This is a genomic window from Streptomyces sp. Q6 (assembly GCF_036967205.1).
Taxonomy (GTDB): Bacteria; Actinomycetota; Actinomycetes; order Streptomycetales; family Streptomycetaceae; genus Streptomyces; species Streptomyces citrinus.
Window position 1 is genome coordinate 8,456,949 of record NZ_CP146022.1, and the last position, 25,918, is coordinate 8,482,866.

29 protein-coding genes and 3 pseudogenes are annotated in these 25,918 nt (G+C 69.3%); 19 read left to right on the forward strand and 13 right to left on the reverse strand.

The window, feature by feature from the left end; all coding sequences use genetic code 11:
* The first annotated feature begins 329 nt into the window (after positions 1-329).
* From V2W30_RS38915 to V2W30_RS38930, 4 genes and pseudogenes are all read left to right on the forward strand, one after another.
* Positions 330-890, forward strand: a complete 561-nt coding sequence (locus V2W30_RS38915) for a hypothetical protein (protein WP_338703320.1) — start codon at positions 330-332, stop codon at positions 888-890.
* A 354-nt stretch (positions 891-1,244) separates the two neighbouring features.
* Positions 1,245-1,489 (forward strand): annotated as a pseudogene (locus tag V2W30_RS38920) (NAD(P)H-dependent oxidoreductase); the annotation flags it as partial.
* Between the two features lie 56 nt (positions 1,490-1,545).
* Positions 1,546-2,112 (forward strand): type 1 glutamine amidotransferase domain-containing protein, encoded by a 567-nt coding sequence (locus V2W30_RS38925; protein ID WP_338703321.1) that lies wholly within the window; start codon positions 1,546-1,548, stop codon positions 2,110-2,112.
* A 156-nt stretch (positions 2,113-2,268) separates the two neighbouring features.
* Positions 2,269-2,409 (forward strand): hypothetical protein, encoded by a 141-nt coding sequence (locus V2W30_RS38930; protein ID WP_338703322.1) that lies wholly within the window; start codon positions 2,269-2,271, stop codon positions 2,407-2,409.
* A gap of 140 nt (positions 2,410-2,549) precedes the next feature.
* Here V2W30_RS38930 and V2W30_RS38935 read toward each other — a convergent pair.
* The 5 genes and pseudogenes from V2W30_RS38935 to V2W30_RS38955 form a co-directional block, all read right to left on the reverse strand.
* Positions 2,550-3,286 (reverse strand): annotated as a pseudogene (locus tag V2W30_RS38935) (ZIP family metal transporter).
* Positions 3,276-4,133 (reverse strand): GAF and ANTAR domain-containing protein, encoded by an 858-nt coding sequence (locus V2W30_RS38940; RefSeq protein ID WP_338703324.1) that lies wholly within the window; start codon positions 4,131-4,133, stop codon positions 3,276-3,278. The pseudogene V2W30_RS38935 and the gene V2W30_RS38940 overlap by 11 nt, the downstream one beginning before the upstream one ends.
* 557 nt (positions 4,134-4,690) lie before the next feature.
* Positions 4,691-5,275, reverse strand: a complete 585-nt coding sequence (locus V2W30_RS38945; RefSeq protein ID WP_338703325.1) for a hypothetical protein — start codon at positions 5,273-5,275, stop codon at positions 4,691-4,693.
* Between the two features lie 209 nt (positions 5,276-5,484).
* Positions 5,485-5,853, reverse strand: a complete 369-nt coding sequence (locus V2W30_RS38950) for a VOC family protein (RefSeq protein ID WP_338703326.1) — start codon at positions 5,851-5,853, stop codon at positions 5,485-5,487.
* 225 nt (positions 5,854-6,078) lie between these two features.
* Positions 6,079-6,621 carry a hypothetical protein gene (locus V2W30_RS38955; RefSeq protein WP_338703327.1) on the reverse strand — a complete coding sequence of 181 codons (543 nt, stop codon included), beginning with the start codon at positions 6,619-6,621 and terminating at the stop codon, positions 6,079-6,081.
* Positions 6,622-7,113: 492 nt separating this feature from the next.
* Here V2W30_RS38955 and V2W30_RS38960 point away from each other — a divergent pair, with 492 nt between their 5' ends.
* From V2W30_RS38960 to V2W30_RS38990, 7 genes are all read left to right on the forward strand, one after another.
* Entirely contained in the window at positions 7,114-7,590 is a 477-nt protein-coding gene (locus V2W30_RS38960) for an SRPBCC family protein (protein ID WP_338703328.1), read from the forward strand.
* Between the two features lie 220 nt (positions 7,591-7,810).
* Positions 7,811-8,281: a spore-associated protein A gene (locus V2W30_RS38965; protein WP_338703329.1), complete on the forward strand. Its 471-nt coding sequence runs from the start codon at positions 7,811-7,813 to the stop codon at positions 8,279-8,281.
* A gap of 179 nt (positions 8,282-8,460) precedes the next feature.
* Entirely contained in the window at positions 8,461-8,886 is a 426-nt protein-coding gene (locus V2W30_RS38970) for a DUF6299 family protein (protein ID WP_338703330.1), read from the forward strand.
* A gap of 442 nt (positions 8,887-9,328) precedes the next feature.
* Positions 9,329-9,856, forward strand: coding sequence for a MarR family winged helix-turn-helix transcriptional regulator (locus tag V2W30_RS38975; protein ID WP_338703331.1), 528 nt, complete (start codon positions 9,329-9,331; stop codon positions 9,854-9,856).
* Between the two features lie 158 nt (positions 9,857-10,014).
* Positions 10,015-11,286, forward strand: coding sequence for a PP2C family protein-serine/threonine phosphatase (locus V2W30_RS38980; RefSeq protein WP_338703332.1), 1,272 nt, complete (start codon positions 10,015-10,017; stop codon positions 11,284-11,286).
* The gene (locus V2W30_RS38985) at positions 11,283-12,914 is read left to right on the forward strand and encodes a sensor histidine kinase (RefSeq protein WP_338703333.1); all 1,632 of its coding nucleotides are present in this window, start codon (positions 11,283-11,285) and stop codon (positions 12,912-12,914) included. Before V2W30_RS38980 ends, V2W30_RS38985 begins: the two co-directional genes overlap by 4 nt.
* Positions 12,911-13,354: a response regulator gene (locus V2W30_RS38990; protein ID WP_338703334.1), complete on the forward strand. Its 444-nt coding sequence runs from the start codon at positions 12,911-12,913 to the stop codon at positions 13,352-13,354. Before V2W30_RS38985 ends, V2W30_RS38990 begins: the two co-directional genes overlap by 4 nt.
* A gap of 256 nt (positions 13,355-13,610) precedes the next feature.
* Here the strand turns inward: V2W30_RS38990 and V2W30_RS38995 are convergent, their stop codons facing one another.
* The gene (locus V2W30_RS38995; RefSeq protein ID WP_338703335.1) at positions 13,611-13,826 is read right to left on the reverse strand and encodes a hypothetical protein; all 216 of its coding nucleotides are present in this window, start codon (positions 13,824-13,826) and stop codon (positions 13,611-13,613) included.
* Positions 13,827-14,109: 283 nt separating this feature from the next.
* Between V2W30_RS38995 and V2W30_RS39000 the strand changes: the two genes are divergently transcribed.
* On the forward strand, positions 14,110-14,583 hold the full coding sequence (locus tag V2W30_RS39000; protein ID WP_338703336.1) for a hemerythrin domain-containing protein: 474 nt from the start codon (positions 14,110-14,112) through the stop codon (positions 14,581-14,583).
* Between the two features lie 89 nt (positions 14,584-14,672).
* Here the strand turns inward: V2W30_RS39000 and V2W30_RS39005 are convergent, their stop codons facing one another.
* The 3 genes from V2W30_RS39005 to V2W30_RS39015 all read right to left on the reverse strand — a co-directional run bounded on the left by V2W30_RS39005 (position 14,673) and on the right by V2W30_RS39015 (position 17,296).
* Positions 14,673-15,164, reverse strand: a complete 492-nt coding sequence (locus V2W30_RS39005) for a GNAT family N-acetyltransferase (RefSeq protein WP_425244726.1) — start codon at positions 15,162-15,164, stop codon at positions 14,673-14,675.
* A 231-nt stretch (positions 15,165-15,395) separates the two neighbouring features.
* Positions 15,396-16,538, reverse strand: coding sequence for a fused response regulator/phosphatase (locus V2W30_RS39010; protein ID WP_338703338.1), 1,143 nt, complete (start codon positions 16,536-16,538; stop codon positions 15,396-15,398).
* 299 nt (positions 16,539-16,837) lie between these two features.
* The gene (locus V2W30_RS39015) at positions 16,838-17,296 is read right to left on the reverse strand and encodes a hypothetical protein (RefSeq protein ID WP_338703339.1); all 459 of its coding nucleotides are present in this window, start codon (positions 17,294-17,296) and stop codon (positions 16,838-16,840) included.
* 357 nt (positions 17,297-17,653) lie between these two features.
* Between V2W30_RS39015 and V2W30_RS39020 the strand changes: the two genes are divergently transcribed.
* From V2W30_RS39020 to V2W30_RS39030, 3 genes are all read left to right on the forward strand, one after another.
* A complete protein-coding gene (locus tag V2W30_RS39020; RefSeq protein ID WP_338703341.1) occupies positions 17,654-18,829 on the forward strand; it encodes a spore photoproduct lyase family protein in 1,176 nt (391 codons plus the stop codon).
* 517 nt (positions 18,830-19,346) lie between these two features.
* Complete coding sequence (locus V2W30_RS39025) at positions 19,347-19,502, forward strand: hypothetical protein (protein ID WP_338703342.1); 156 nt, start codon at positions 19,347-19,349, stop codon at positions 19,500-19,502.
* An 83-nt stretch (positions 19,503-19,585) separates the two neighbouring features.
* The gene (locus tag V2W30_RS39030) at positions 19,586-20,707 is read left to right on the forward strand and encodes an IS630 family transposase (protein ID WP_338692551.1); all 1,122 of its coding nucleotides are present in this window, start codon (positions 19,586-19,588) and stop codon (positions 20,705-20,707) included.
* A gap of 17 nt (positions 20,708-20,724) precedes the next feature.
* Here the strand turns inward: V2W30_RS39030 and V2W30_RS39035 are convergent, their stop codons facing one another.
* Positions 20,725-21,126: a hypothetical protein gene (locus V2W30_RS39035; RefSeq protein ID WP_338692552.1), complete on the reverse strand. Its 402-nt coding sequence runs from the start codon at positions 21,124-21,126 to the stop codon at positions 20,725-20,727.
* A 562-nt stretch (positions 21,127-21,688) separates the two neighbouring features.
* Between V2W30_RS39035 and V2W30_RS39040 the strand changes: the two genes are divergently transcribed.
* On the forward strand, positions 21,689-22,126 hold the full coding sequence (locus tag V2W30_RS39040; RefSeq protein ID WP_338703344.1) for an ATP-binding protein: 438 nt from the start codon (positions 21,689-21,691) through the stop codon (positions 22,124-22,126).
* Positions 22,127-22,425: 299 nt separating this feature from the next.
* Positions 22,426-23,421, forward strand: coding sequence for a YihY/virulence factor BrkB family protein (locus V2W30_RS39045; protein WP_338703345.1), 996 nt, complete (start codon positions 22,426-22,428; stop codon positions 23,419-23,421).
* A 120-nt stretch (positions 23,422-23,541) separates the two neighbouring features.
* Here the strand turns inward: V2W30_RS39045 and V2W30_RS39050 are convergent, their stop codons facing one another.
* The 3 genes from V2W30_RS39050 to V2W30_RS39060 form a co-directional block, all read right to left on the reverse strand.
* Positions 23,542-23,931 carry a hypothetical protein gene (locus tag V2W30_RS39050; protein WP_338703346.1) on the reverse strand — a complete coding sequence of 130 codons (390 nt, stop codon included), beginning with the start codon at positions 23,929-23,931 and terminating at the stop codon, positions 23,542-23,544.
* A gap of 162 nt (positions 23,932-24,093) precedes the next feature.
* Complete coding sequence (locus V2W30_RS39055) at positions 24,094-24,267, reverse strand: CsbD family protein (RefSeq protein WP_338703347.1); 174 nt, start codon at positions 24,265-24,267, stop codon at positions 24,094-24,096.
* 279 nt (positions 24,268-24,546) lie between these two features.
* Complete coding sequence (locus V2W30_RS39060; protein ID WP_338703348.1) at positions 24,547-24,951, reverse strand: ATP-binding protein; 405 nt, start codon at positions 24,949-24,951, stop codon at positions 24,547-24,549.
* A 236-nt stretch (positions 24,952-25,187) separates the two neighbouring features.
* Between V2W30_RS39060 and V2W30_RS39065 the strand changes: the two are divergent.
* Positions 25,188-25,406 (forward strand): annotated as a pseudogene (locus V2W30_RS39065) (DUF5133 domain-containing protein); the annotation flags it as partial.
* A gap of 189 nt (positions 25,407-25,595) precedes the next feature.
* On the forward strand, positions 25,596-25,781 hold the full coding sequence (locus V2W30_RS39070; protein ID WP_338703349.1) for a hypothetical protein: 186 nt from the start codon (positions 25,596-25,598) through the stop codon (positions 25,779-25,781).
* Positions 25,782-25,918: the final 137 nt, after the last annotated feature.

Consider the following 25,918-nt stretch of genomic DNA (forward strand, 5'->3'; position numbering starts at 1 on the left):
TGCCCGGAACCTGAGCCAACGCTGCCGGCGCGGCCTTCCTTCCGGCTCAGAGGCGCAGGGGGCCCCTGATGCCGCGCCGACTCACCCCGCTGAACGGGATTCCGGGATTGCGGGGGAGTCGAGGGCGGTCCCGTCGGGTGGGCGCAGCGGGAGCGGTGGCACTGGCTGATCAGTGCCGCCGGCCTGCGGCTTCCGGGCGTGGCGCTGTCGGGCAGGGGGGTGAAGTCGGACAGGTCTGCCGTGCGTCGTATTCCATCCCAGGCGAATGTCATCGAGTCTGCTGCGTTATGAGTGAATATCGCACAAATGCGGTGAAGGGTGGCGTGCGCGTGAGCGTGCGCACGGCACTGGTAGGAGCCGTGGCGGCGGCCGCGCTCGGCTGGACCGCTGCCCCCGCCAGTGCCCTCGGCCCGCTCCTGGATGACGGGCCGGGCAGGCCGGGTTCCTCCGCCGTCGGAGGCGAGCAGGGGAAGGGCGACCCGTCCGTCCCGCCTCCCGGGACGGACCGCGAGGTCCCGGCGGGACCGGGTTACGGCGAGGAGTCCGGCGGATACGGTGAACAGCCCTCCGGCTACGGCGAAGAGCAGACTCCATCGGCCACGCCCACCCCGTCCGTCACGTCCTCCGTCGGGCCGCCCGTGGTGCAGACCCCCTCCCCGTCCGCCCCACCGACCACGACTCCTGCCACCGGCACGCCCACTCCAGGGCCTTCGAAGTCCAGCACGCCGAGCGGCCCGCCCCGACCGGCGCCCTCCACCGGCGAGCACCGGCCTCCGCAACTGGCCGAGACCGGCAGGAAGACGACCCTCGTCGCTCTCACCGCGGCCGCGATCATGCTGCTCGCGATCGGCACCGCGGTACGGCTCATGGCCCGCCGGGGCAAGGCGTGACCTGGAGGCGGTGACGTCGATCCGCCGCGGCGCGCCGCGTCTCGGCCACTGCTGCCCGTCCGGCACGAGGTGCCCGTCCGTGAGCCTCCGCCACCTTGAATCCGCGGGTCAAGGGCTGGCGTGACGGGTCCTCGTGGTGCTCATCCGCGTGCGCGCAACAACAACAGCGTCCGGGAGTCCGAGCCGCACTCTCGGCTTCGTCGCCACGGTGGCTTCCGGTGTGTTCCTGTCGACCGCCGTGTGACCTCGTGGACCAAGGCGGCCGGGGCCCGCCGGTGCCGGGTGAAGGATCACCTGTCTTGGATCACGGCCCGTGGGTACACGGAGGGCACAAGGAGAAACCCCACGCGTGCCCTGTCCTTGGTCTGCACCCTCAACGCGTCCCCCGCCCCTCCAGCAGCCTGCTCCTGTCCGACCAGGTCTGCGCCGAGCTCGACAAGCTCGGTGTGACGACCGAGACGATCCGTGTCGCCGACCACGACGTACGCCCCGGTGTCGGGACGGACATGGGGGAGGGAGACGCCTGGCCCATGCTGCGCGAGAAGGTGCTCCAGGCCGACATCCTTGTGATGGCCACCCCGATCTGGCTGGGGCACCCCGGATGACGCCGGGCCGGAACCCGCCCGCACCCGAACGGCACAGAAAGGCTGACCCCATGACCGACCGACGGCTCGAAGGCCGCAGCGTTCTCGCCCTTGTCACCAATTACGGTGTCGAGCAGGACGAACTGCTCGTCCCCTTGCGGGAGTTGCGCGAGGACGGCGTCCACGTCACTGTCGCCGCCGTCAGCACGGACCCCGTCCAGACCTTGCAGGGGGACAAGGACCCCGGGGAGAGCGTGGACCCGGACGTGTCCTACGAGTCTCTGGACGCCGCCCCGCACGATCTGTTGCTCATTCCCGGCGGCACGCTCAACGCCGACCACCTGCGCCTGGAGGCGGCCGCCGTCGACACGGTGAAGGCGTTCGCCGCGAGCGGGCGCCCCATCGCCGCCATCTGCCACGGACCGTGGGCGCTTGTGGAGGCCGATGTAGTGCGGGACAAGACCCTCACCTCGTACCCGTCACTGCGTACCGACATCACCAACGCCGGCGCCAAGGCGTGGGTGGACGAACCGGTTGTCGTCGATACGGAGGGCGGCTACCGGCTGATCACTTCGCGCACCCCGAAGGACCTGGACGCATTCGTGACGGCGATCCGCGAACAGCTCGCCCAGGTCTGAGCGGTCTGAGCGCGAACGGCCCGAGGAGCCCAGGGCGACGCATGCCCCCGTACCTGAGCGGCTGTCCGGCGCGGACGCACCCGCCATCAGGGGCGCGACGAGTCACGTCCGCCGCTCGTCGTCGCTGCGCCCGCGGTAGGAGGGCCGTACCTCCTCGTGCCACTGGCGACGCGCGTCACGCTCTTGATGCTGCGCGGGGAGATCACCGCCGCGTTCCTGACCTCGCTCCGAGGCAGGGGAGGGCGGCGCGTCTTCTCCCGTACGTGGAACGAGTCCGTCCCACGCGACCACCTCTGAGCCGGCACGACGGTCCCGCCGATGGTTCCGGCGACGGGCCCGGACCCAGCTGATACCTCAGGCCGGAGCCCGAGACCGGAGCCCGCGCACCTTGTGCACTCCCCGCCTCGTACGGGCCACCCGCTGCCGATCCCGAACGGTCAGGAGTGGGAAAGGGCGAAGGACACGAGGAAGCCGCTGACGGTGATCAGCCCGATGGCCAGGTGGGCGTCGTCGAACGCTTCGGGGATCATCGTGTCGGCGACCATCGCGAGGATCGCCCCGGCCGCCACCGCGGTCACCGCGGCGATCACGGCCGGCGAGAAGGAACCGACCACCGTGTAGCCGAGGACGGCCGACACCGTGCCGGCTGCGGCGATCGCCGCCCGGACACCGTAGACGTACCCCTTCGTGCGGCCGGCCTTCTTCGTACCCGCCGAACTGGACAACCTCTCGGGGACGCTACTGATGAACACCGCGGCCACCGTCGCCAGGCTGACGGCGCCACCGTCGAGCAGGCTGACGCCGATGACCGCTGACTCCGGTACGCCGTCGAGCAGGGCGCCGAGCGCGAGCGCCATTCCGGACCCGCCCTGCTCGGCCTCCGACGGCTGCGCCTGCGCACGCCCGTGCCCGGACCGCTTGCGGTGCCGGGCGTCCCGACGGGCCAGCCACACATCGGCCCCTGTCTAGGCCATGGCGCCGATGAGGGTGCCGACGGCCGCGGGAGCAAGCCCTGCCCTGCCTGCTCGTACGCCTCCCCGACCAGTTCGAAGGACACCGCTGAGATCAACACCCCGGCGCCGAAGGTCATCACGGTGGCGATCACCTTTTGCGGAATTCGCAGCCCGTACCCCAGCGCCTCACCGTCCCCGGCACACAACCGGTCAGCCGTGATCGCGCGCGATGGTGTGCAGGTGCTCCAGGGCGTCGAGGACCACGGTATGGCGATGCCAGTGCAGCCATTGGCCCACGGTGGTGCCGGTCCTCTCCAAGGCGGTGAGCTGTGTCTGGGTGAGACCCGTCAGGGGTTGTTCGTGATGGGAGGAGATCATTCCGAGCACGCGGCCGCCACTGGTGAGGGGGAGGCTGTGGGCGGCCCGGCTGCCGGTCTGGAGGATGGCGTGACGGGAATCGTCATCGAAGACGTCGGCCGATTCGACGTTCTTCACAGTGATCTGCTGACGCTGCTGGGCGGCCTGCGAGCATGACGTGGTCGAGTCCTGGACGAAGGCGAAGAAGTCGGTGAAGTGCCGGTTCAGGCCGGTGTGTTTCTCCAGGCGCAGCATTCCGTGTTCGGCGAGCTGGACGTTGCCCATATCCGTGTCGGTGATGTGGAGGACTCGCCGCAGCGCCGCCCTGAGAACCGCTGCCTGGCCTTCGGCCCGCCCTTCATGCAGCGCCAGATCCGGCAGCCTGGGCGCGATGAAGCGGGCCCGACGCGGAAACCACTGCTCGGCGTCGGCGTCCGGGCCGGCGACACGCGTCACGGCATCGGCGAGCGTGTGCAGCTTGATGTTGAAGCGCTGAGACGCCTGCTTCAGCAGGTCGAACCCGTCGGCAGGGCAGGCCAAACGGTAGCGGTGGACCAGGGTCCGCTGTGCCGCTTCGACCGCGGCCCGCGCGAGCTGCCGGTTGCGCGCTTCAAGGGCACTTTCCGAAGCGGCGTGCACGCCCTGTCGGGGTTCGACCGTGTGGGGGCCGACCGGCGAGGGGCCGGACATTCCTTGGCTTTCGTCGATCACAACGGCACCTCCTGAGGGCTTAGGGCATAAGGACATGAAACGACCGCGGCAACGCACGCATGTTCATGGCGCGTCCCGCGGTGTGCCTGTGGCCTAAGCACTCGCCCCCAGCCTAAACACACAGCCGTCCAGCTCGATACGGGGGCCCACCTGCGAGAAGTTCCAACCCGCGGGTTCTCGGGCTTGTCGCGGGCAGAGACTGTGGCTGCTATGGCGTTTGTCACGGTCGCGGCGCAGGCGGCGGCCGTCCTGCTCGAGGTCGGAGACGGTACGCAACGCCATGCGAGGCCGCGGAGCCGGCCGGCGGAGTCCGAATCGAGGAACGGGTGTACCTCGACCACGGTGAGCGGACGGAAGCGCCTGAGTGGCCGTACCACCCGCTCCGCAGGCCCGGAGGGACGCTGCCTACCGGACAGGGGCGTCTGCGGTGGGGTTACGGGGCTGCTGTACACCGAAGCCGCGGAGTCAGTGGCGCATCCAACAGTTCTCGGTACTCCAGCCGGAGATCGTGATCACAAGGGGCTGTGGCGGGCTCGTCAATCACTACGGGGGAGTGCCTACTGTCCGCCGAGTTGGAGCACCGCAACCACGTACAGGCTCCCGGCCACGGTCAGAAGCAGGAAGGAGAGAACCGTGTGAGCGACGAGCCCCCGCCCTGGAGCGAGGCCCAGATACGTCCGGGCCGCACGGCTCACACGGGGCCCGGTGGCGCCTCGCACGGCGTTCGCGTCCGCCTTCTCGATCGCTCGACGTAGCTTTCCGCGGCTCCTCTCGGTCGTGATACCCAGACGCACACCGTCCGCGTCGCGCACCCACAACGTCCGGTACGCACCGCCGTACGAGAAGGTCGTCAGCAGTCGGACGGAGGTGATCCGGTGGAGATCGACGGACCGCTCGCCGGTCGACGTGCGCGCGGTCAGGTGCGTCGATGAGTGCCTGAACGGGGCTCGCTCCTCGCACAACGCGGGTACGAGGACGAAGCCGGCGATCAAGGACAGCAGGCCGAGCACGATCGGCGTGCCGCCCGGGGCGACCCCCGCCCTGGCCAGGCCGTAGCCACCGAGAGGCAGCAGAAGAACCGTCACCGCCAGGCCCGATCCGATGCGGGCACGGGCCACGCCGCGGGTTGTGGTTGCTTCCACTGACGCTTCCGTTTCTGTCGACCGGCATCAGCATGCACGCACGGCGGACCTTCGCACATTGCAGGCGCCCGGCAATCTTCTGCTCTGATTGCCCCGCGCCTCACCGCCTGTTTCGCGCGCTGCTCGCCCTGACGGACATCGACGCCGCTTCCGACAGCTGACTGCTGCCGCAGGCAGCCCGCGATCTCTACGGAAACCGCGTTGCCGCCCTACCGGGCCGGGATCGGCTGAGTGAGGTTGACCGGGTTGCCGTCCGGGTCACTGATGTGGGCGACGCGCTGCCCCCACGGCATGTCCTGCGGGTCGCTGCGGACCGAACCTCCCAGCGCCTCCACCCGGCCGAGTGTCTCGTCGACGTCGTCGACGCTGATGCTCAACAGGATCCGTGGCGCTGCACCGGTCCCCGGGTCCGCTTTGGTCACCAGACCGAGGTCGGTGTCGCCGACACGCAGGCCGAGATAGAAGGCGGGGCCTTCCTCCGGCACGCGGAAGACCTGCTCGGCGCCGAGCAGTTTCGTGTAGAAGCCGACCAGAGCGTCCTGGTCGGCTGTGAGGATCACTGGCTGGATGGTGGACATGGCAGTCCTCTCGTGAACGGTCGTGTCCCTGGACAGACCGTTCGAGGACAGCCAACTCATCGGTGCGACCCGCCCGCCGCACTACCTGCGCCCCGGACTCCGGCGGGTTCGCGGCCGAGCCGGTTCAGGGTGAGGTACCGGACTGCCATGGGCCGCCGTCACGGCGGAGGCGTTGGCGCTGGGTGCGAACGCGAGTGTGCCGTTGCGCGCCCCTGGCCACTCGGATCAGACCGAGGTGAGCTCCAGCGTGCCAAGGGGGAGGTAGAGGCTGGAGACCGTCCCGAGACCGAGGGTGCACAGGGTGATGTCGGTGGACGGTCCGGTGTAGTTGACCAGGACGGTGTCCCCGGCGAACACGCCGGCGGTGACGACCCCGGTGGCGGTGACGGTGTAGACCCCACCTGCCGCGACCCTGGTGTAGTTGGTGCTCAGAGTGCTGGTCTGCCCGGTGTTCCAGGTGATCGTGTACGTGAACGTGCCGGGGCCGAGCAGGTCGGCGCAGCTGGTCGTGGTCGTCACGGACGCGCTGCGCGTCCCTGAGGTGATCGCCGGCTGCGACAGGGAGACACATGGGCCGTAGAGAGCGGTCGTCGAGACGGTCACGGTCTGCGGCGCGAGGGTGAGCGCCGGGCTGTAGCTGTTCAGGACGCTCGTCGGCGGCGTGCACGTCATGTCCAGCACGCCTGCACTGGACGGTGTGGCCAGGAAGAAGACCGAGCCGACCCACACGATGAATGTCGCGATGACGATACTCAGTCCACGTCTCATGTTCGACTCCTCTGCTCGGTGGCTTACGCCATCCGGCGCTTGCACGGCACCAGCGGACGGCGGGTTTCTGTGGTCCCCGCTCGTCACGGGCCAGGTCCCCTGCAAACCGGATACGGCAGGCACAGACGTGGAGGGACCTTGCGATCCCGCGGAACGCAGCGTCTGCGCTCCGGTGGCCTCACCCGTCCGAACGGCCCTTGACGGCCGTACAACCGCTCTTTCCGTCTCTCCTGGAGAGTCGCAGAATGCCGGTGCTTGTCAACACCGGGTGCGTTCGCCTGCTCACCCCGGCCGCGCTCACCTGCGCTGCTTCGAGGACCGGCTCAGGCTCGCGTAGGGGAGAGGATCGGTGTCTCGCAGAGGCAGGTCTTCCGTCTTCTGTCCCGGGGTTGCGCACGAGTGTGCCGTGACGCGTCGGCGCGGCCGGATGGGCGACGTTTCGAAGCCCCGCGCGGGGCACCCGGCCGCACACCCGACAGTGATGGAGGCGGTATGGCCAAGCGACACAGAGTCATCAAAGTCAGCCCGCTTGTGGTGTGGGCCGTCCTCGCCGACGAGACCCGGTACGCGCAGTGGGTGGTGGGGACCGCCGAATCGCGACCCGTGGACGGCCCTCAATGGCCGCGGACGGGCGCCGCGCTGGAGTACGAGGTGCGGCTGGGGCCCGTGAGACTCCGTAACGAGACCGTGGTGCGGTACTGCGAGGAAGGCACGGTGCTGGAGCTGGAGGCGAAGGCCGGCGCGCTGGGCACCGCCCGAATCTGCCTGGCGCTGCGGCCCTGGGGCGAGCACTGCCTGGTGACGGTCGATGAACATCCGCTCCGCGGTACCGCCGGAACCCTGCACAACGTGGGCGTCGAGGTGCTCATCCAGATTCGCCACCGCGCGATGCTCGCCAGGCTGGCGCGTGTATGCGCATCGGAGCAGCGGTCCCGCGCCCGCCGGGCGGGGACCGACGCCCACGCCTGACGCGCTCGGCCGAACACGCCGCCCCTCCGCGGACGACACCCGGCGCGCGTCCCGAACCGGGACGCCGATGCCACAGCCGCTCTGCAGGCCCCTTCGCACCGGCTGTCCCGGTTCTGTCACAGCGGCGTCCTCCAGGACAACGGCACGCCCGGGTGCCGGGTCTGACGACAGATGGTGCGGGTGATGCGCCCGCAGCATCGACGTACGGGGGAACAAAGAAATGATCGCTCTTGGACGGATCATGGCCGTGGCGACCGCGGGACTGGGCGCGATCTGCCTCGCCGGCGGTACCGCTACGGCCGCCGCACCGCTCACCGCGCCGACCGAGCACGGCGCGACCGTCAAGGCCGCAGCTGCACGTGCGGCCTACAACGGGTCCTGCGGTGCGGGATACGCCGTCGTCAACTCCGCCGACATCGGCAAAATCGGCACGGTGTACCTCACCTACAGCGCGTCCACCGGAGAGAACTGCGTCGTCACCGTGCGCGCGGTGAAAGGCACCGCCGTGCACATGGTCGCTTCCTTGGGGCTGGGCACCAACACCGCCGACGTCATCGACGACGGCTACTACACCAGCTACGCAGGACCCGTCTTCCTCGACGGACGCGGGATGTGCGTGAGCTGGCGCGGTGAGATCAACGGTGAGGTCGCGGGGAAGAACTGGACCAACTGCGAAGCGCGCATCCGCTAGGCCGCTGCGGGCCGGGGAGTGCGCGGGGCGGCAGTGCGGCCGCCGGGACTCTTTCGTGTGAGGCGCCCGAGGAGGTCGTGAAACGCCCCCGATGGAGTGACGAGATGCGTCCGCGTCGGGGGCTCCGGATATCAAGGAGCCCCCACACGCATCCCCACACGCATATGGAGGTTGTTCCCATGCACGTACGCTCCGCCACCGGTGCCGTCGTCGGCGCGGCACTGCTGCTCGCCGCTCCGGCAGCGCTCGCTGCCGAACCGCTCGAGTTCGTCACGGTGGACCCCGTCGGCAGCATCGCGGAGGACGGCACCGTGACTGTGTCCGGCACCTTTCGCTGTGTCGACAGCAGCGGGCCCGTGATCGTGTCGAGCTCGGTGCGGCAGGGAGACAGCGCTGTGCGACGTGGGGTCGGCGGCACGGTCGCCCTGTGCGACGGCGCGGAGCACACATGGAAGAACACCGACAAGCTGCCGGCCGGCAGCGTCGTGCCGGGAGCGGCAGAGGTCGAGGCCACCGTGATGGAACTCCGGCCGCGCGGCCTCCTGCCCGAGCCGCACTTCCACGCGACGCGGCAGAAGGACATCACGATGGTGACCGGTCGCTGAGGTCCGTTCACTGGGAGATCCGTCTCGTCCGGGCTCTCCTCCGGGTCGGCCGTGTCGATCACGGCCGACCATCGCGCTCCCTACGCCGCGGAGGGGGAACGGAACTCTCGGCCTCCCAGACCTCGCTGAACAGCAGGAGGACGCCGATCCGGAGCCCCGGTGGGCGGGTCACCGCCTGACTGCCCAAGCGGTGTCCCGGCGGGGCTCGCTGTCCGGGGCGTCCTCCCGCTCGCAGCACTCTGCACCCCGAAGGGCGTCTGCGCCAGAGGCCGTTCGGCTCTGCGTGGGATCCGACCTACCCGCACCGCGGCAGGTGCCACTCGCGGGCTCCGCGCTCGGCCCCGGGACGGTGCGGGGCGGCGTCGAGAAGGGGATCGGCGTCAACCTCGTACTGACAGCGCTACCGGAAAAGTGGCACAGTACGGCAATGCGCCCAAGCCCGATGACTACCTCGGACACAGCAGATCTTGCTGTCGAAGTCTCAGGACTGCTCGGCGTCGTGCGGGGCCGGGCTCACGGCAGGATGCTCTCCGGCCTTGTCTCCACCTCGCAGATGCGTGCTCTGCTCGTCCTCGGGCGGCTCGAGGGCGGCAACCAGCGGGCGTTGGGCGAAGCGTTGGGATCGAGTCCGCCGGCCACCAGCCGACTGTGCGACCGTCTCGAAGCGGCCGGCCTTTTGGAGAGGCGCCTCAGCGAGACGAGCCGCCGCGAGTTCCAGCTCTTCTTGAGCGCGCGGGGGAGGGTACTGCTCGACGAGGTCCGTGCGGCGGAAGTGGAAGAAGTCCGTACGATGCTGGACGCGATGCCCACGCATGCGCTCGGGCAGCTCGCCGAAGGCCTGGCGGCGTTCCGTGACGCCGCGGCGGCCGTGGTCGACGGGGCGGGCATGGCCGCCCGGCGGGCGGAATCGTGCGCGGATCGCACCGGCGGGGCGGACCAGGGGCACCTGCGCATCGCGCGTCCCGCTTGATGGCGAGGGCCAGTGGATCCGGGGTGCGGCCGGCGAGGCACCATACCCCGTTCGAGCATTAGTTGCCATAAGGCAACTAATCGTTTTAGTCTCCTGGCGGACGCGCTTGGGCGGCCGCACTGGCCTGACAGGCTGGTGGCGAGAGGAGACACCCAGTCATGGGGGACGGCCCCAGATCCGCGAGCGCCCTGAACACCGGCGACCCTTTCGTGCCACCTCAACGGCGTTCACTCCTCGACCCGGTCCCTGCGTCCGGCCTGTGGGACGGGGCGCCGCCCGACGTACTGCTGATCGAGGACGACGCCGGTGACGCGCTGCTCGTGGAGGAACTGGTCGCCGACACCGGCGCGCCCATGGAACTGCGCTGGGCGCGCACGCTCGCCGAGGCGCTGTCCCAGCTCGACACCGCCGTGCCGCACTGCGTGCTGCTCGATCTGCATCTTCCCGACGCCCAGGGACTCGAAGCCCTGGAGCGGGTGTTGCAGCGGGCGGGCGAGGCCGCCGTCGTGGTGCTGACGGGACTCGCCGAAGAACAGGCCGGACTGGCCGCGGTGGCGGCCGGTGCCCAGGACTACCTCATCAAGGGGCGCCTGGACCCGGACCTGTTCGTGCGCGCCGTCCGGTACGCGATCCAGCGCAAGCACACGGAGCTGGCCGCGGCCGTGCTGCAAGAGGGCAGGCTGCGAGCCGAGGAGAACGCTCGCCTGGAACGTGGCCTGTTGCCCCGGCCGCTCCTGCTCGACGACAGCGTGGTGGTGCACGCCCGGTACCAGCCGGGGCGCGCGCAGGCGCTGCTCGGCGGCGACTTCTACGACGTCGTCCAGACACCGGACGGCACCACGCACGCCCTGGTGGGCGACGTCTCCGGACACGGGCCCGACGCCGCGGCTCTGGGCGTCTGCATGCGCGTGGCCTGGCGTTCGTTCGTGCTCGCCGGAGCCAGGGAGCAGCAACTCCTGGAACTGCTCGAGCAGATCCTGGTCGCCGAACGCTCGGGTCCGGAGATTTTCGCCACCCTCAGCTGTCTGACCCGGACCGCGGGCCAGGCGAGCGTGAACGTCGTGCGCGCCGGCCACCCGGGTCTGCTCGTGCGCTCGCGCGAGCGCCAGGTGCGCATGGAAGTCGTGCCGGGCGGTCCGATGCTGGGGATTCTGCCCGGGGTGGCCCGATGGCCCTCGACCCAGGTGCCGCTGAGCGACGACGACGTGCTCATGCTGTTCACGGACGGTCTGATCGAAGGCCGCGTGGGGGAGGGGTCGGAGCGCCTGGGGGAGGACGGCCTCCTGCGGCTCGCCGCGACACACGCCCACCATCCACCGGACCGCTTCGTGGACACTGTGATCGGTGCCGCCGAAACCCTCGCCGCCGCAAGCGGCGGACTGGCCGACGACGTCGCCGTCCTGCTTCTCGAATGGAACAACACCCCATGACACACGAACAGTCCGGCATACGGCGCGCGGTACCGGCGGGCCGCGAGCTGACCGTCCGGACCTGGTTCCTGCTCGCCCTCGTGGTGATGGGGCTCATGACGCTGATGGCGGCAGGGGTGGGGACGGTGGTCCTCTCGCGGACGAGCGAGGCGACGGACCGGCTGGTGCACACCATTGCCCCGGCGCGGACCGAGGCGTTCAAGCTGCAGGCGGCCCTCCTGGATCAGGAGACCGGTGTCCGCGGCTACCTCCTGAGCGGCGACGAGACCCTGCTGGAGCCTTATCGCCGCGGCCTGGCCGCGGAAGGCACGACCACGAAGGCGATGCGGCCCCTCATCTCCGCCGACAGCGGCGACTCCAAGGCGCTGAGTGACCTCGACGGAGCGGTCCGGCACTGGCGCGAGACGTTCGCGGTGCCGGCCATCAAGGCCGAGCAGGCGGACGGTGAGAGCGTCGGACCCGCCGCCCTCAAACAGAGCAAGAAGGATTTCGACCGGGTGCGCGAGCGCCTGGCCGCCCTGCACACCGAACTCGCGACGGATCAGCGCGAGGCCCAGAGCCGTCTGGACACGGCCCGTTCCCAGCGCGACCGCGCCTTCCTCGCCGTCCTGGCGCTTCTGCTGGCGACCGGCGCGGCGGTCGCCCTGCTCCTGCGAGCCACGGTCCTGCGCCCGCTGGAGTCCGTGCGCACGGCCGCGGGCCGGGTCGCGGACGGCGACTTCGACCTGTCCATACCCGAGAAGGGCCCTGCGGACCTGCGGGCCGTGGCCCGCACGGTGGAAGCCATGCGGCTGCGAGTGGTGGGCGAACTGACCACGTCCCGGCGGAACGAGGCCGTGCTCGCCGACCAAGCGGCGCAACTCGATCTCCAGGCCGTCGAACTGCGCCGCTCGAACGCCGAGCTCGAACAGTTCGCCTACGTGGCCTCGCACGACCTACAGGAGCCGCTGCGCAAGGTGGCCTCGTTCTGCCAGCTCCTGGAGCGGCGCTACGGTGACCAGTTGGACGACCGGGGGCTGCAGTACATCGCGTTCGCCGTCGACGGCGCCAAGCGCATGCAGACCCTCATCAACGACCTGCTGACCTTCTCCCGTGTGGGACGCCTCAACGACGCGTACGGGAAGGTCGACCAGAAGGCCTCCCTCGACCGGGCGCTGCGCAATCTCGCGGCGACGGTGGAGGAGCACGACGCGATCGTCGAGTACCCGGAGGACCTGCCGGAGGTGATGGGCGACCCGACGCTCTTCACGATGCTGTGGCAGAACCTGCTGGGCAACGCGGTCAAGTTCCGCGCCCCGGACCGCACTCCCCACATCACGGTCGAGGCGGCGCCCGACGACGATCCGGCATTCTGGCGGTTCGCCGTGACCGACAATGGCATCGGGATCGCCCCCGAGTTCGCGGAGAAGGTCTTCGTCATCTTCCAGCGCCTGCACAGCCGTGACGCCTACGACGGCACCGGTATAGGTCTGTCCCTGTGCCGGAAGATAGTCGAGCACGGAGGCGGCCGGATCTGGATCGACACCGCCCACCTGGTCGGCACCCGCATCCAGTTCACCCTCCCGCGCGTGCCGGCGATCGACGCCGACGCGGCCCACACCCCCACCGCCGAAGGAATCGCCTCGTGACCACACCCCCGCCCCAACCGGTAGAAGTCCTGCTCGTCGAGGACGACGCGGGTGACGAGCTCATGACGCGCGAGGCGTTCGAGGACAACAAGATCGGCAACGTCCTGCACGTGGTGCGCGACGGCCTGGAAGCGCTCGACTTCCTCTACCGGCGCGGTGCGCACGCCGACGCGCCGCAGCCCGACCTGATCCTGCTGGACCTCAACCTGCCCAAGTACGACGGCCGACAGGTGCTGGAGCAGATCAAGTCCGACCCGGACCTGCATCACATCCCCGTGGTGGTGCTGACCACGTCCTCGGCCGAGGAGGACATCCTGCGCAGCTACAAGCTCCACGCCAACGCGTACGTGACCAAGCCCGTGGACCTGGACCAGTTCATCCGGGCCATCCGCCAGATCGACGACTTCTTCGTCACTGTCGTCAAGCTGCCCAAGCGTTGACCCGCCCGTGCTCCGCGAGGACCTCGCGGAGCACGCGGGCGGTCGCCGTGTCGCGGGTGAACACCTGGTCGACACCGAGGGGGTCGAGGAGCCGGCGGACCGGCCGGGACGCTGCCGAGATGTGCGGGCGTTCCGTGAGCGTGAGCCGCCTCCGCGCCGTCGCCGCGTACCGCCGAGCGAGCCCCGCCGACGGCGACGAACTCGATGTCCACGCTGACTGGTCCAGCCGCGATGCCGCCGAAGCGGCAGAGGCGCGCTACGCCAGGGTGCAGACGATCGAGGTCATGATGAGCGCGGTCGCCACGCAGATCATGATCTTCCGAAAGTGCGGCACGCCGTCCCTGGGCGAGGGCGCGTCGAGCATGCACGAGCACAGGGCCGTCGCAGCGCCGGGCGCGGGGTGGGGCGTGTCGACGCCGTAGGTGTCGGCCAGCCGGGCGAGCGCCGAGGACGGCGCGTGGTGAGTCTCCATGGCGGTTGCAACGGGGTGTCCCGGTAGTCGGCTACGGCTTGGTCAGCCGCGCCGGTGTGAGGTCCACACGTACGGTCGAGGTCTGCGCCCCAGCGTGTTTGTGACTCAAAGGACGGGGCATTCGGCCGGGCTGGTCGGCCGATGGGCGGTGAGCGTCCGGCCCAAGCCGATCCCCCTTTCGCCGGCTTCGGGTGCCGCGGTGCACGTGAGGCGTGTCGATGCGGGTACACAGCCCCCCTGGTCGGCACCCAGCCACCGGGAGTCGCGAGTACGGAGGAAGTCTGTGGACGGCATCGTGCTGCTCAAGGAAGACCACAAGACAGTGGAGAAGCTGTTCAAGCGGTTCGAGAAGGCAGGGGACAAGGCGCACGCCGAGAAGCGGCGGATCGCCGACCAGGTGATCCAGGAGCTCACGACGCACACCTTCATCGAGGAGGAGATCTTCTATCCGGCCTCGCGGGAGGCCGCACCCGACACGAAGGACCACATCCTCGAAAGCGTCGAGGAACACCACGTCGTCCTGTGGATGCTCTCCGAGTTGAAGGACCTCGACCCGGCCGACGAGCGGTTCGACGCCAAGATGACCGTGCTCATCGAGAACGTGCGGCACCACGTCGAGGAAGAGGAGAAGGAGTGGTTCCCGCAGGTGCGCAAGGCGATGGGCCGCAACCGGCTCAAGGAGCTCGGTGACCAGATGGACGCCGCCAAGAAGAAGTCGCCGGACGACCCGCTGTCCGTGCCCAGCGCCGACAGCTGAACGGCTTCTCCGTGCCGTGCCCCTCGTCCGTGAGGCGAGGGGCGTCCCCTCACGGCGTGGGCTGAGACGCCGGTCACGAGGCTTCGCCGTCAGCCCTGGCGCTCCGCGGAGAAGCTGTGCTCCATGAGCAGGCTGTCGGCTCCACCGGACACCTCGCGGAAGCCGGCTTTCGCCCAGGCGCGGACCGCGCGCACGTTGTCCCTCACGGGATCGACCGTCACGCGACGCCATCCAAGCGTCTCGCCCAGGTGGGAGAGGAGCGCACGCGTGGCGTCCGGCCCCCATCCCCGGCCTCGGGCCACCGGGTGCAGCACCATGTCGATGCCGCCGTCCGCCGGGCCTGCGTACCAGTACTGGGCGTAACCCACCGGTGAGGCCTGCGCGTGCACGAGGAAGGACTCCACGCGCGGCCGACGTCGCCCGACGTACTTCTCGGCCACTTCCTCACGCGTGATCGGGGCCCCGCCCCAGTGCTCGACGAATGCGGGTGAAGCGAACCATCCGGCCAGCAGGTCGAGATCGTTCTCTGTGGTCGGGACAAGCCGCGTCCGTTCTCCGTCGAGAACGGTTGCACCGGGCATCATCCGCTCTCCCCCTCACCGCCAAGCGCTCCCATGACGCAAAGCTACTCGACATCAGGGCCGCGTCTCGGTCCGTTGCCGCACGGGCGGTACGGCGTCATGTACGCGTGCGGCAGGGAGTTCGACGCTTCCTGAAAGGCGGAGTGGACGGACCTGGAGTTCGGCGAGCCGATGGCGGAGATCGCTCTGAGACGCGAAGTCGACACCGCGCCCGGTTCGCGCCCTGAGCCGTCAACCGTCCAGAGCCGACTGCCGGCGTACGGCGAGCAGGGCGATGTCGTCGTCGGAGTCGGCGCTGTAGTGGTGCAGCAGGGCGTCTCGCAGTGCGTGCGGGATGCAGGGCAGTCGGCTCGCGCGGCGGCGGAGGTCCTCCATGGAGTCCGCGAGGTCGACCCGGGGACGTTCGATCAGCCCGTCGGTGATCATCAGCAGAATCTGGCCCTGTTCCATGCGAGCGGACGCGGCGGGCTTGTGAGCCAGACCCAGGCCCAACAGAGGTCCGTGGACCGAGAGATAGTGCGCCCGCCCACCGGGGGACACGATCAGGGGTGGCAGGTGCCCGGCGTTGGCGATCTCCATCGCGCCGGAGTGCGGATCGAGGAGGGCCAGGCACATCGTCGCGGTGACGTCGGGGTGGAAGTGCAGCAGGAGGCGGTCCATCAACTGCAGGATGTGGTGCGGCTCGTGGCCCTCGAGCGCGTAGGCCCGCAGGACGTGCCGGAGCTCGACCATGACGGTGGCGGCGGCCAGGGAGTGCCCGGCCACGTCGCCGACGGCCAGCAGCAGGCGGCGCTCGACGGCGAACGCCGCGTAGAAGTCGCCGCCGAGCTGCGAGTGCCGCATCGCCGGTACGTACCCGACGGCGAGGTCGATGCCCTTCAACGTGGCCAGTTTGTGAGCCGGGGGCAGGAACGCCTGTTGGAGGTCGAGGGCGAAGCGGCCTTCATCGTGGGCTGCCTGCGCCTTGCGTCCGGCGGTCAGCACCATGTGGACCGTGGCCAGCAGCTCCTCGGGAGCGACGGGGGAGGCGAGGTAGGCGCTGGCGCCTCCTTGTAACCCCTCGACGCGGTCGTGCGCCTCGTTGGCCTCCGCGGAGATGTGCACGACCGGAACGCGCGAGAGCGCGGGGTCGGCGGCCATCCGCCGGGCGAGTTCGAACCCGCTCACCTCCGGCAGATGGACGTCGATCAGTGCCATGTCCGGCAAGGGATCGGTTCGGTGCAGGGCGGATAAGGCCTGGGCGGCCGAGTCTGCCACCAGCACGTGGTAGCCGGCCCGGCGCAGCACACTGCCGACAGCGAACCGGTTCGGCTCATGGTCATCCACGACCAGAATGGTGCCTGCCGGGCCGGTGCTGGACATCTTGTCGCTCACGCGCGGAACTTACGGGCCTGCGCGGGGCGCGCACAAGGTCTGCACTGAATGCGCACCGGCGAGAAGGGCGCGTACAGGGCCCAGGTGTGCTCCCGGTATCCGGCCCTGCACCGCGCCGCGCCCGCGAAACTCGCCGACGGCAGGCAGCTGCCGGGCTGTGCCGGGAGCACTCCTTCGTGGCCGCCTCCGAGGAGCCGGAGCAGCCCGGAGGCCTCACCAGTTGCTCGACCCATCGCCGCCAGGCCGGTCGCCGTTGACGAACCGCGCCCGGTATGGCGGCGATGCCGCACAGGAGCCCATCATGCGGTGGGCGTGGCTGCCTCCGGCTGGTCGAGGGGCAGGGCCGCGGCGATCACATTGCGTTCGGAGCGCCCCAGGAGCGGGAAGATGATCTTCAGCCCTTGGTCGTCGGCGGGCGAGGAGACGACGAAGGACGAGTTCAGCCAGCGTTCCCGTATCGGACCGCGTACGAGCCCGGCGCGTGGGATCGTCATGACGTGCTCGCCCGTCTTGGCGAACGTCGGATCGGCCTGGAAGACGAAGATTCGATGGTTCGTCATGGCCAGGTACATCGGCCGCGGCGTCGGGATCACCGCGACAGCTCCACCGCTGAGGATGGCCGAGGCCGCCGCGAACGCGGCCGTGCGGCGCACCGACACCGAGCTCAGGTTCACGATGGTCGTGACCTCGACCTGCTCGTCAGGTGCAAGCATCGGGGACAGGGTGGCCAGCAGCAGACGGCGGCGCTTTGCGTTCACGGGTGCTCCAGAGAGTGCGATCGAACCGTTCAGGCCATCACCTGACCGGCAGAGGGAGCATGCCGTACGCCTGCGATCCCTCCTCACGCAGGGTGGCCTTCGGCCTCCGGTTCGCTGTTCGAGGTCGTCGAGTACTCCGTCACGGCCCGTCGCAGTCGGCCAAAAGCCTCGATGCTTCCGAAAGTAAGTGGGTGGATCTTTCCCTGGCCGCGACACCGCGAGGGAAACAAGGAGGAGAGCCGGCTGCGTGCCGACGCGGGCTCGTGGCCGTGGACCGCGGATACTGGGCGCCCGCGCACCTGCGCGGCACGCGGCCTCGCACCTCTGACCGGTCCGAGGGGCCGGAAAGGGGAGCATGTGGACGGGGTTCGGGCGGAGCCGAGCGACGACGAGCCGGGGCAGGGAGCCCTCTTCGACTGGGCGGAGCCGGTGCCCGCCGCCCCGTCACGCGGTGGGTTCCGGGGGAGCGCCGTGGCGCGGCGCATGCTCGACGTGCGCGAGGTCTACGCCGAACCCGCCGCCCTCGCCTCCCCGCGCGGCCGACAGATCATGGCCGGCCTGCCCGGTGTACGCGTGACCGAAGTGCCCAGTCACTGGCGGATCCCGTCGCTGCACGGCAACGACGGCAACGTGGCCCGTTGGACCCGCATCAAGACGGAGACGCTCGTCCTCGGCGTCAAGCGCACCCTGGAGACCCGCCCCAACGGCAGGTCCGCCGACTGGATCGCCCCCGGCCCCTCCAACGGCTGCGCGATGGCCTGCGCGTACTGCTACGTCCCCCGCCGCAAGGGGTACGCGAATCCGATCACGCTGTTCACCAACATCGAGGCCATCGTGGCCCACGTCCGGCGCCACGTACGGGCTCAGGGCCCCAAGTCCGAGCCCAACCAGTGCGACCCCGAGGCCTGGGTGTACGACATCGGCGAGAACGGGGACTGCTCGGTCGACGCCCTGGTCTGCGACAACACCGCCGACCTCGTCGCGACGTTCCGCGCGCTGCCCACCGCCAAGGCCTCCTTCGCCACGAAGTTCGTCAACCCCGACCTGCTGGAGCTCGATCCGCGAGGTCGCACCCGTATCCGCTTCTCGCTGATGCCGCCCGACGACTCCCGGCTGCTGGACATCCGCACGAGCCCGGTCGCGGAGCGGATCGCCGCGGCCGCCGACTTCCTCGACGCGGGCTATGAGGTGCACTTCAACCTCTCACCCGTCGTGCTGCGCCCGGACTGGCAGCGGGACTGGGCGGCCCTCCTCACGCACCTCGACGACGTCCTGCCGCCGAGGGTGAAGCGGCAGGCGGCCGCCGAGGTCATCATGCTGACGCACAACCAGGCGCTGCACGAGGTCAATCTGGGCTGGCACCCCAAGGCCGAGGACGTGCTCTGGCAGCCGCAGGTCCAGGAGGCGAAGCGCTCGCGGAACGGGGCGCTGAACGTGCGCTATGCCGTCGAGATCAAGCAGCGGGCGCTCGCCGAACTCCGCACGCTGCTGACCGCGCACACGCCCTGGCTGCGTATCAGGTACGCGTTCTGAGGTGGCGGCGGCCCGGCAGTACTGCGGATGGCCGCCTCCAGGACGCGCCCTGTGCGGGGCACAGAGGTGCCGGGATCGGCGCATGAGGTTGATCTTTGCAGTCGGTGCTCCGAGTTGAGTGATTCCTTGACGATCGTGTGCGTGCGGAGGTGATTGCGGGGCATTCGCGTGTGCGGAAGGCGAAACGGTACGAGGACGTGAGGCGGCTGATGAGGGCAGCGGTGGTGGCGGCGGACAGGCCCTTGTGGGACGGCCTGCCACCCTGGGATCTCACCGTTCTCCTGGTGACCTTGGCCCTGGCGGCCGTAGCTGCGGTGATCGTCTCCATGCGGAGTTGGCACCTGCCCGACCATGACGTCGCTACGGCTGAACTCGGCCTCGGCTCACGTAGGGGTGTCGGCGGGAACCAGGACGGCGTCCCGACGGCATGGGGCGTTCATGGTGCAGGTCGTGGGCTGAGCTTCCGGAGATCGTTTCGTACACATCGACCCGCAGAACTCGAACGAATGGAATCGTGATGATTGCTCTTGGACTGATCCTGCTGATCATCGGCCTGCTGGTGGGCATGGGCCTGCTGACGACCATAGACAGCGTCCTGATCGTCGTCGGCGCCGTCCTGTGGCTGCTGGGAGCCTCGGGCCGTGCCGTCGGTGGGCGAAAGCACTATTTCTAGTGCCCTGACCGGGAAGGTTCGCCGGGTTGTTGGTGGTGGCGGTTGGATGTGCGGTGACGTCCGATCCGACCGTTGGGGGTGCGGTGGCTGAGCCTGTTCGGGTGCGCAGACTGACTGACCAGGAAGGGCAGAAGCTGCAGCAGATCGTGCGCCGGGGCAGCACCAGTTCGGTGCGGTACCGGCGGGCGATGATGCTGCTGGCCTCGGCCGGCGGGAACCGGGCACCGGTGATCGCGAAGCTGGTGCAGGCCGACGAGGACACCGTGCGCGATGTGATCCACCGGTTCAACGAGATCGGCCTGGCCTGCCTGGACCCTCGGTGGGCGGGAGGCCGTCCCCGCCTGCTCGATCGTGATGACGAGGACTTCGTCATCCAGACGGCCATCACCCGCCCCACCAAGCTCGGCCAGCCCTTCACCCGCTGGTCGCTGCGCAAGCTCGTCGCCTACCTGCGGAAAGTTCACGGCCGGGTGATCCGCATCGGCCGCGAGGCGTTACGTGGCCTGCTCGCCCGCCGCGGCGTTACCTTCCAGCGCACCAAGACATGGAAGGAGTCGCCGGACCCGGACCGCGAGGCGAAGCTGGACCGGATCGAAGAGGTCCTTCACCGCTTCTCCGACCGGGTTTTCGCCTTCGACGAGTTCGGCCCGCTCGGGATCCGGCCCACCGCCGGCTCGTGCTGGGCCGAACGAAAGCGCCCCGGCCGACTGCCCGCCACATATCACCGCACCCACGGGGTGCGCTATTTCCATGGCTGCTACTCGGTTGGGGACGACCGCCTGTGGGGCGTCAACCGGTGCAAGAAGGGCGCCGCGAACACGCTGGCCGCGCTGAAGTCGATCCGTGCCGCCCGCCCCGACGGCGCACCGATCTACGTGATCCTGGACAACCTGTCTGCCCACAAGGGCGCCGACATCCGCCGCTGGGCGAAGAAGAACAAGGTCGAGCTGTGCTTCACCCCGACCTACGCCTCGTGGGCAAACCCCATAGAGGCCCACTTCGGACCGCTGAGACAGTTCACCATCGCCAACTCCCACCACCCCAACCACATCGTGCAGACCAAGGCTCTGCACGCCTACCTGCGCTGGCGCAACGTCAACGCCCGCCATCGTGACGTCCTGGCCGCCGAACGCAGGGAACGCGCCCGCATCCGCAGCGAGAAGGGCATCCGATGGGGCGGACGCCCGCTCACGATGGCGGCCTGACCAGATGTTCCGGCGGGTCAGACAACCAGCGCCGCGTGCAGCGCATCGAATGCTTCACGAAGTTCCAACGTGGCGATCGGATCGATCTCCATCTGCAAATGACACACGCCGTCGTCGCCGTTGGGAGTCAGACGCACGAAAAAGGCGAAACCGTCCCCGACGGGCTCCGCCTTCAACGTCATCGGATTGCTCCGGCCCGGAGTCACCGCCACCGAAAAGCGTCCACCCGACGGCGCGCGCAGGTGAGAGAGCACGCGGGCCGCGAAGTCCATGACCTCCGCAGCGCTGACATCCGCGGTGAAGTCAGCCGTCAGCCACGAGCACCAATCGGCAGTGACCTGCCAGGTGTCGCCATCGGTCCGAGCCAGTTCCACCCACACGTCGTCGCTGCCGAGGCGTATCCGCGGTAGTTCCATCATCGCCCTCCGACATCCGAGCCTGGGCTCAAGATCCTATGAGGCAGATCTCCCTCATCGGAAGCCATCACGCCATCCACCGCCCGCTCAACCCGGCGAACCTTCCCGGTCAGGGCACTAGCCCCGAGTGCGTGCAAGGTGGGCAGAGCTGCCTCTGAGGCACGAGTGAGCCACCCTGCTGCTGCGTACTCAAGGCGCCAACCGCATCCACGACCAGGACATGTGGGTTGATTTATGCCCGCACTGGTCACCGGCGTTCCGCCGGTGACCAGTGCGGGCACTGGCTTGTGCGGGCATTGTCTTGTGTGGCATTCGGACAGCGTGTCCGCACGTCCACACCATCCGGCCTGGCCGCGCGGGGCGAAGGCACTCCGGTGCGCGACCGACCGCCGGATCGTTCAGACGTAAACCGCCTGATGTCCGGTCAAACCGCTCCTTCGGCGAGGTCTCCGATGAGGTTCCGGGCCCGCCCGGGCACATTCATCTCACCCGTGCGCGGTACGGTCCTGATTCGGGGGTATCGGGGGTTGAGTTACTAGCGGCGCTTCGGATGTGAGGCGGATCCATGGACCTTGATGTGCAGACCCTGCGCCAGGAGGCGCACGTTGATCGCTCGCCGGCGGTCGGCGCTGCTTTCGACAGCAGTGCCGAGATCGCGGCCGCGCGGCTCATGGCCCGCGAGTTCCTGACGTCCTTGCAGGCAGAGCACGGTCTGCCGGTACCGCCTCAGACGATGGGTGTCGTCCAACTCGTCGTGAGCGAGCTGGTCACCAACGCCAGCAAGTACGCGCCGGGTCCGTGCCTCGTGGACCTGGAGCTCAAGGGGGGCGCCGTGGAGATCAGCGTGTGGGACAGCAGCACCACGCTGCCGTCGGTCCAGGCGGCGGACCCGGAGCGGATCGGGCAGCACGGGCTGGAGATCGTCATGGCGGTGTGCCAGAGCTTCAGTGTTCACCGCGCGCCGGTGGGCAAGCGGATCGCCGCATCCGTCGCGCTCGGCTGAACGAGTTCGAAGGTCGGGCTGTCACCCACGCCCACCTTCGATGAGACGAGCATCTTCCGCGGTGGCCTCGGCGGCCTGCTCGATCCGGGACAAGCATGTCGTCCGGATCGAGCAGGCCGCCGAACCGGCTCAACCGCACATGACCTCCGCCACCCCACGCGAGAACAACAGGCGGAGCCGTTCCCGCTCAGCGCGTCGAGGCTGATCCGCACGAGACCCATGGCGGCGATGTGCCGGCCGACCAAGGTTTTCGCCTCGCGGCGTGCGTGCGGCCTCCACCTGCGGGACATGCGGGGTGAATGACAGACAACAAGGATGAGTACGGCCCGTCCGCAGCCGTCGAGGAGCGGGCCCCCGACTCCCCGACCGAACTTCCCGAACATGCCTGGAGAGCGGTGTTCAAGAGGAGTGTCCGGGAGTTCCAGGAGGACGAACTCGTCGATCGTGCCGCGGCGTTGACGTACTACGGCATTTTGTCGATCTTCCCCGCACTCCTCGTGCTGGTGGCCGTCCTGGGAGTGGTGGGGGAGAGCGCCACCCGGAAGGTGCTGAAGGGGCTGGAGTCGCTGGCACCAGGACCTGCCCGGGACATCCTCACCACGTCCGTCTCCCAGTTGCAGGGCAATGCCGGCATGGGGTCGATCATGGCTGTCGTCGGACTCGTGCTGGCCGTCTGGTCGGCTTCGGGTTACGTGGGGGCGTTCATCAGGACGGCGAATCAGGTGTACGACGTACCGGAGGGCCGCCCCTTGTGGAAGATTCTTCCGCTGCGGCTCGGACTCACCGTCGCCCTGATGGCTCTCGCGATGGCGAGCGCGCTGATCGTCGTCTTCACCGGTGGCATCGCCGAGAACGCGGGGAGCGCGCTGGGCGTCGGAGACACGGTGCTCGCGGTCTGGTCCGTCGCGAAGTGGCCGGTGCTGGCGGTGCTCGTGGTGCTGATGATGGCCCTGTTGTTCTGGGCGACCCCCAATGCCAAGGGCCGGGGATGGCGTTGGGTCACTCCGGGCGGGGGCGTCGCGCTCCTCATCTGGCTGGTGGCATCCGTGGGCTTCTCCGTCTACGTGTCCGGCTTCGCCTCGTACAACAAGACGTACGGAACGATGGCGGGTGCCATCGTCTTCCTCGTCTGGCTCTGGCTCACCAACCTCGCCCTGCTCCTCGGGCTCGAGTTCGACGCCGAGATCACCCGGCAGCGCGCGATGGTCGCCGGACATCCGGAGGACGCCGAGCCGTTCGTCGAGCCCCGCGACACGCAGGCATGGGACGAGCGGGACGAAGAGCAGGTGAGCTGAGGCGTACGGGGCCCGGCTGCGGTGCCGGGCCCCAAGAACGTAGCCCGCAGTCGAGGAACCCGGCCGCCGTCCTGGGGGCCGGGTTCCTCGACTGCGGGCTACGAGAGTTCTCGTGTGCGGTCAGAACCGTCCGCCGGTCCACCGGGTGATCGGGCCGTGACCGCGCCGAGCGTTCGCCCGGCCCAGCGCGTAGGCGCCCACCAGTCCGGCGAGGACACCGCCACCCGCACCGGTCGCGATCGCCTTGCGGTGCTTGATGACGCTCCATGCGGTCGCCGCGGCCTGGACGGACTTCGTCGGAACGGTGGACAGCATCGCGCCGCCCGCCTTCGCCTTGGAGGCGAGAGTGCTCACCTGACCGGCGCTCTTGTCGCGGAGATCGGCGGCTGTCGATGAGGACTTCTTTGCCGCCGCCGACGCCTTGGACGCGGCGGAACTGCCGGCCGATCGAGCCGCCGTGCCGGCCTTCGATTTCTGTGCGGTCTGGGTGGTCTTCGCATTTTCAGCCATGCACTCCGTCTGGCCGACACCGCGCTGCTCAAACACATTTGTGAGAAGAGTATGGCGTCGGCGTGTGAAGGGCGTGCGCGGCCGCGGCCGACTCATGCGCGAGGGCGGCTCCCGAATATCGGGAGCCGCCCCTCGCGCATGAGTCGGCCGGCGCTGTGCCGGTCAGTGCTTGCCGACGTCCTTCGCCTTTTCCTTGGCCTGACGGGCATCGCCCTTCATCTGCTCGGCGCGGCCCTCGGCGGTGAGCCGCTCGTTGCCCACCGTGCGGCCGACGGCTTCCTTGGCGGAACCGGTGGCCTGCTCGGTCTTCGCCTTGGCCTTTTCGTTGGCGCTCATATCTGCTCACGCTCCCTTGGTCTCAGCGTTCTCTGTGCACTCTCCGTCTGGCCGCTGCGTTCCGTCATAAACCCTGGGAATCCATCAGAAGTTCAGACCCTCGTGTCATTCTCCGCAATGAGGCCGCCAAGCAGCGTGGACACAATTCGGCTGAGCGGGCGGGATGCCCGCATCTGCGAACAGCCGCTGTGTTTCGCTAATCGCCGCTGCGTGCGCTGTTTCGACCTTTGATGAATCGGAGGTGCACCAGAAGCCTTTACCGGTCGTCGAGACGCTGGGTCAGGGCTGGGGCGCGAGCGGGAGCGCCAGCGCGGCCGTGACCGTCTTGCCCCACGCGTCGGTGGTGACCTGAAGGCGTGAGGACAGGCGACGCACCATCGCCCAGCCGTAGCACCCCGGCTGACCCTTTTCGTTGTCGAGCGCGCGCGGACGTGTGTCGCTGCTGTCGCTGACCCGTAGCTGAAGCTCTTCGCTGCTCAGGCGGATGCTGAAGCGCGTCACGCCGCCCGCGTGCTGGAGCGCGTTCGCTATCAACTCGCTGGCTACGAGCAGGGCGTCGTCCCGCAGGCGCCGGGCCTCGGGCAGGGGAAGGCCGCAACACACCTCTGCCAGGACCGAGCGGAGCTGGGATCTGGCGTCCGCGCTGCTGATGCCTTTCGGCTCTGTCGCCCTCGCAACGCTCATGGCGGCCTCGCTCTCTTCCCCGTACGGGCTCGGTGGCGGCCGACGGTCATGTGCTCCTCCCTGGTTGCCCCGTATCACCGGCCCCACACACCCGCGCCCCGTGATCCCGAGGCTTCGAGGGCTGTGCCGGAACGTCCGTGATGTCGAAGAGGCGCATGCATCGGGAGCGGCGGGGCAAACGGGGTGGCGAACACTTTGGCCGGGCGCCCAGCCCACGATCAGATTGGCAGACCCGCATGCTTCTGGCGCATCCCGCGGTCCTGACCCGTCTCCTGGAGCAGTACGCGACCTTGGTCGCGCTGAACGCCCAGGAGGGCTCTCCCGAGGTGCAACGCCGCATGGAGGACATCTCCTACACCCTGTGCGTGACCACCGGAACCCGGGACATCGACAGTGCCCTCGTCGCCGCGCGCCATCAGCTCCCCGGGGCCCGGCCCGGGGACGACTCCGTCCTGGGCGACACCGCCCAGCGGGTCCCCGAGGATGCCGTCGAATTCGGTGTCGTCCCCGCATCCGTCGCCACCTCGGCGGAGCCGGACGCGCTGACGCGGCCGGAGACCACACCGGCGGCCTGAGGCGACTCCCCCTGACACCGGTGTTCAAGCGCCCGTGTCACCGACGACAGAGTGGGCACTGGGACAGGCATGAACACACCCTTCGAAGGCCGTGAAGAGCCGTTGATGCTCCTGGAGGCCTTCGCGCTCCCGTCCCCTCTGCACGGCAGCGACTGCATGTGGTGCGGCATCACGCGCCAGAGCGGGCAGCCGGCGGCCGGGCTCCGGCAGGATCCGGGTCCGACCGCCGCGCCCGGCCTGTCCGGAGCGCCCTAGCGTGAGGAGCGGTCGGAACACGTGCGGAGAACGCGCAACGGACGGAGATGGCCGCGGTGAGCGGGGGCGGCGGGATCCTGCGGGCACGAACGCAATACGGCCCCGTCGATCGGCAAGTGCGTACCGGCATCCACGTA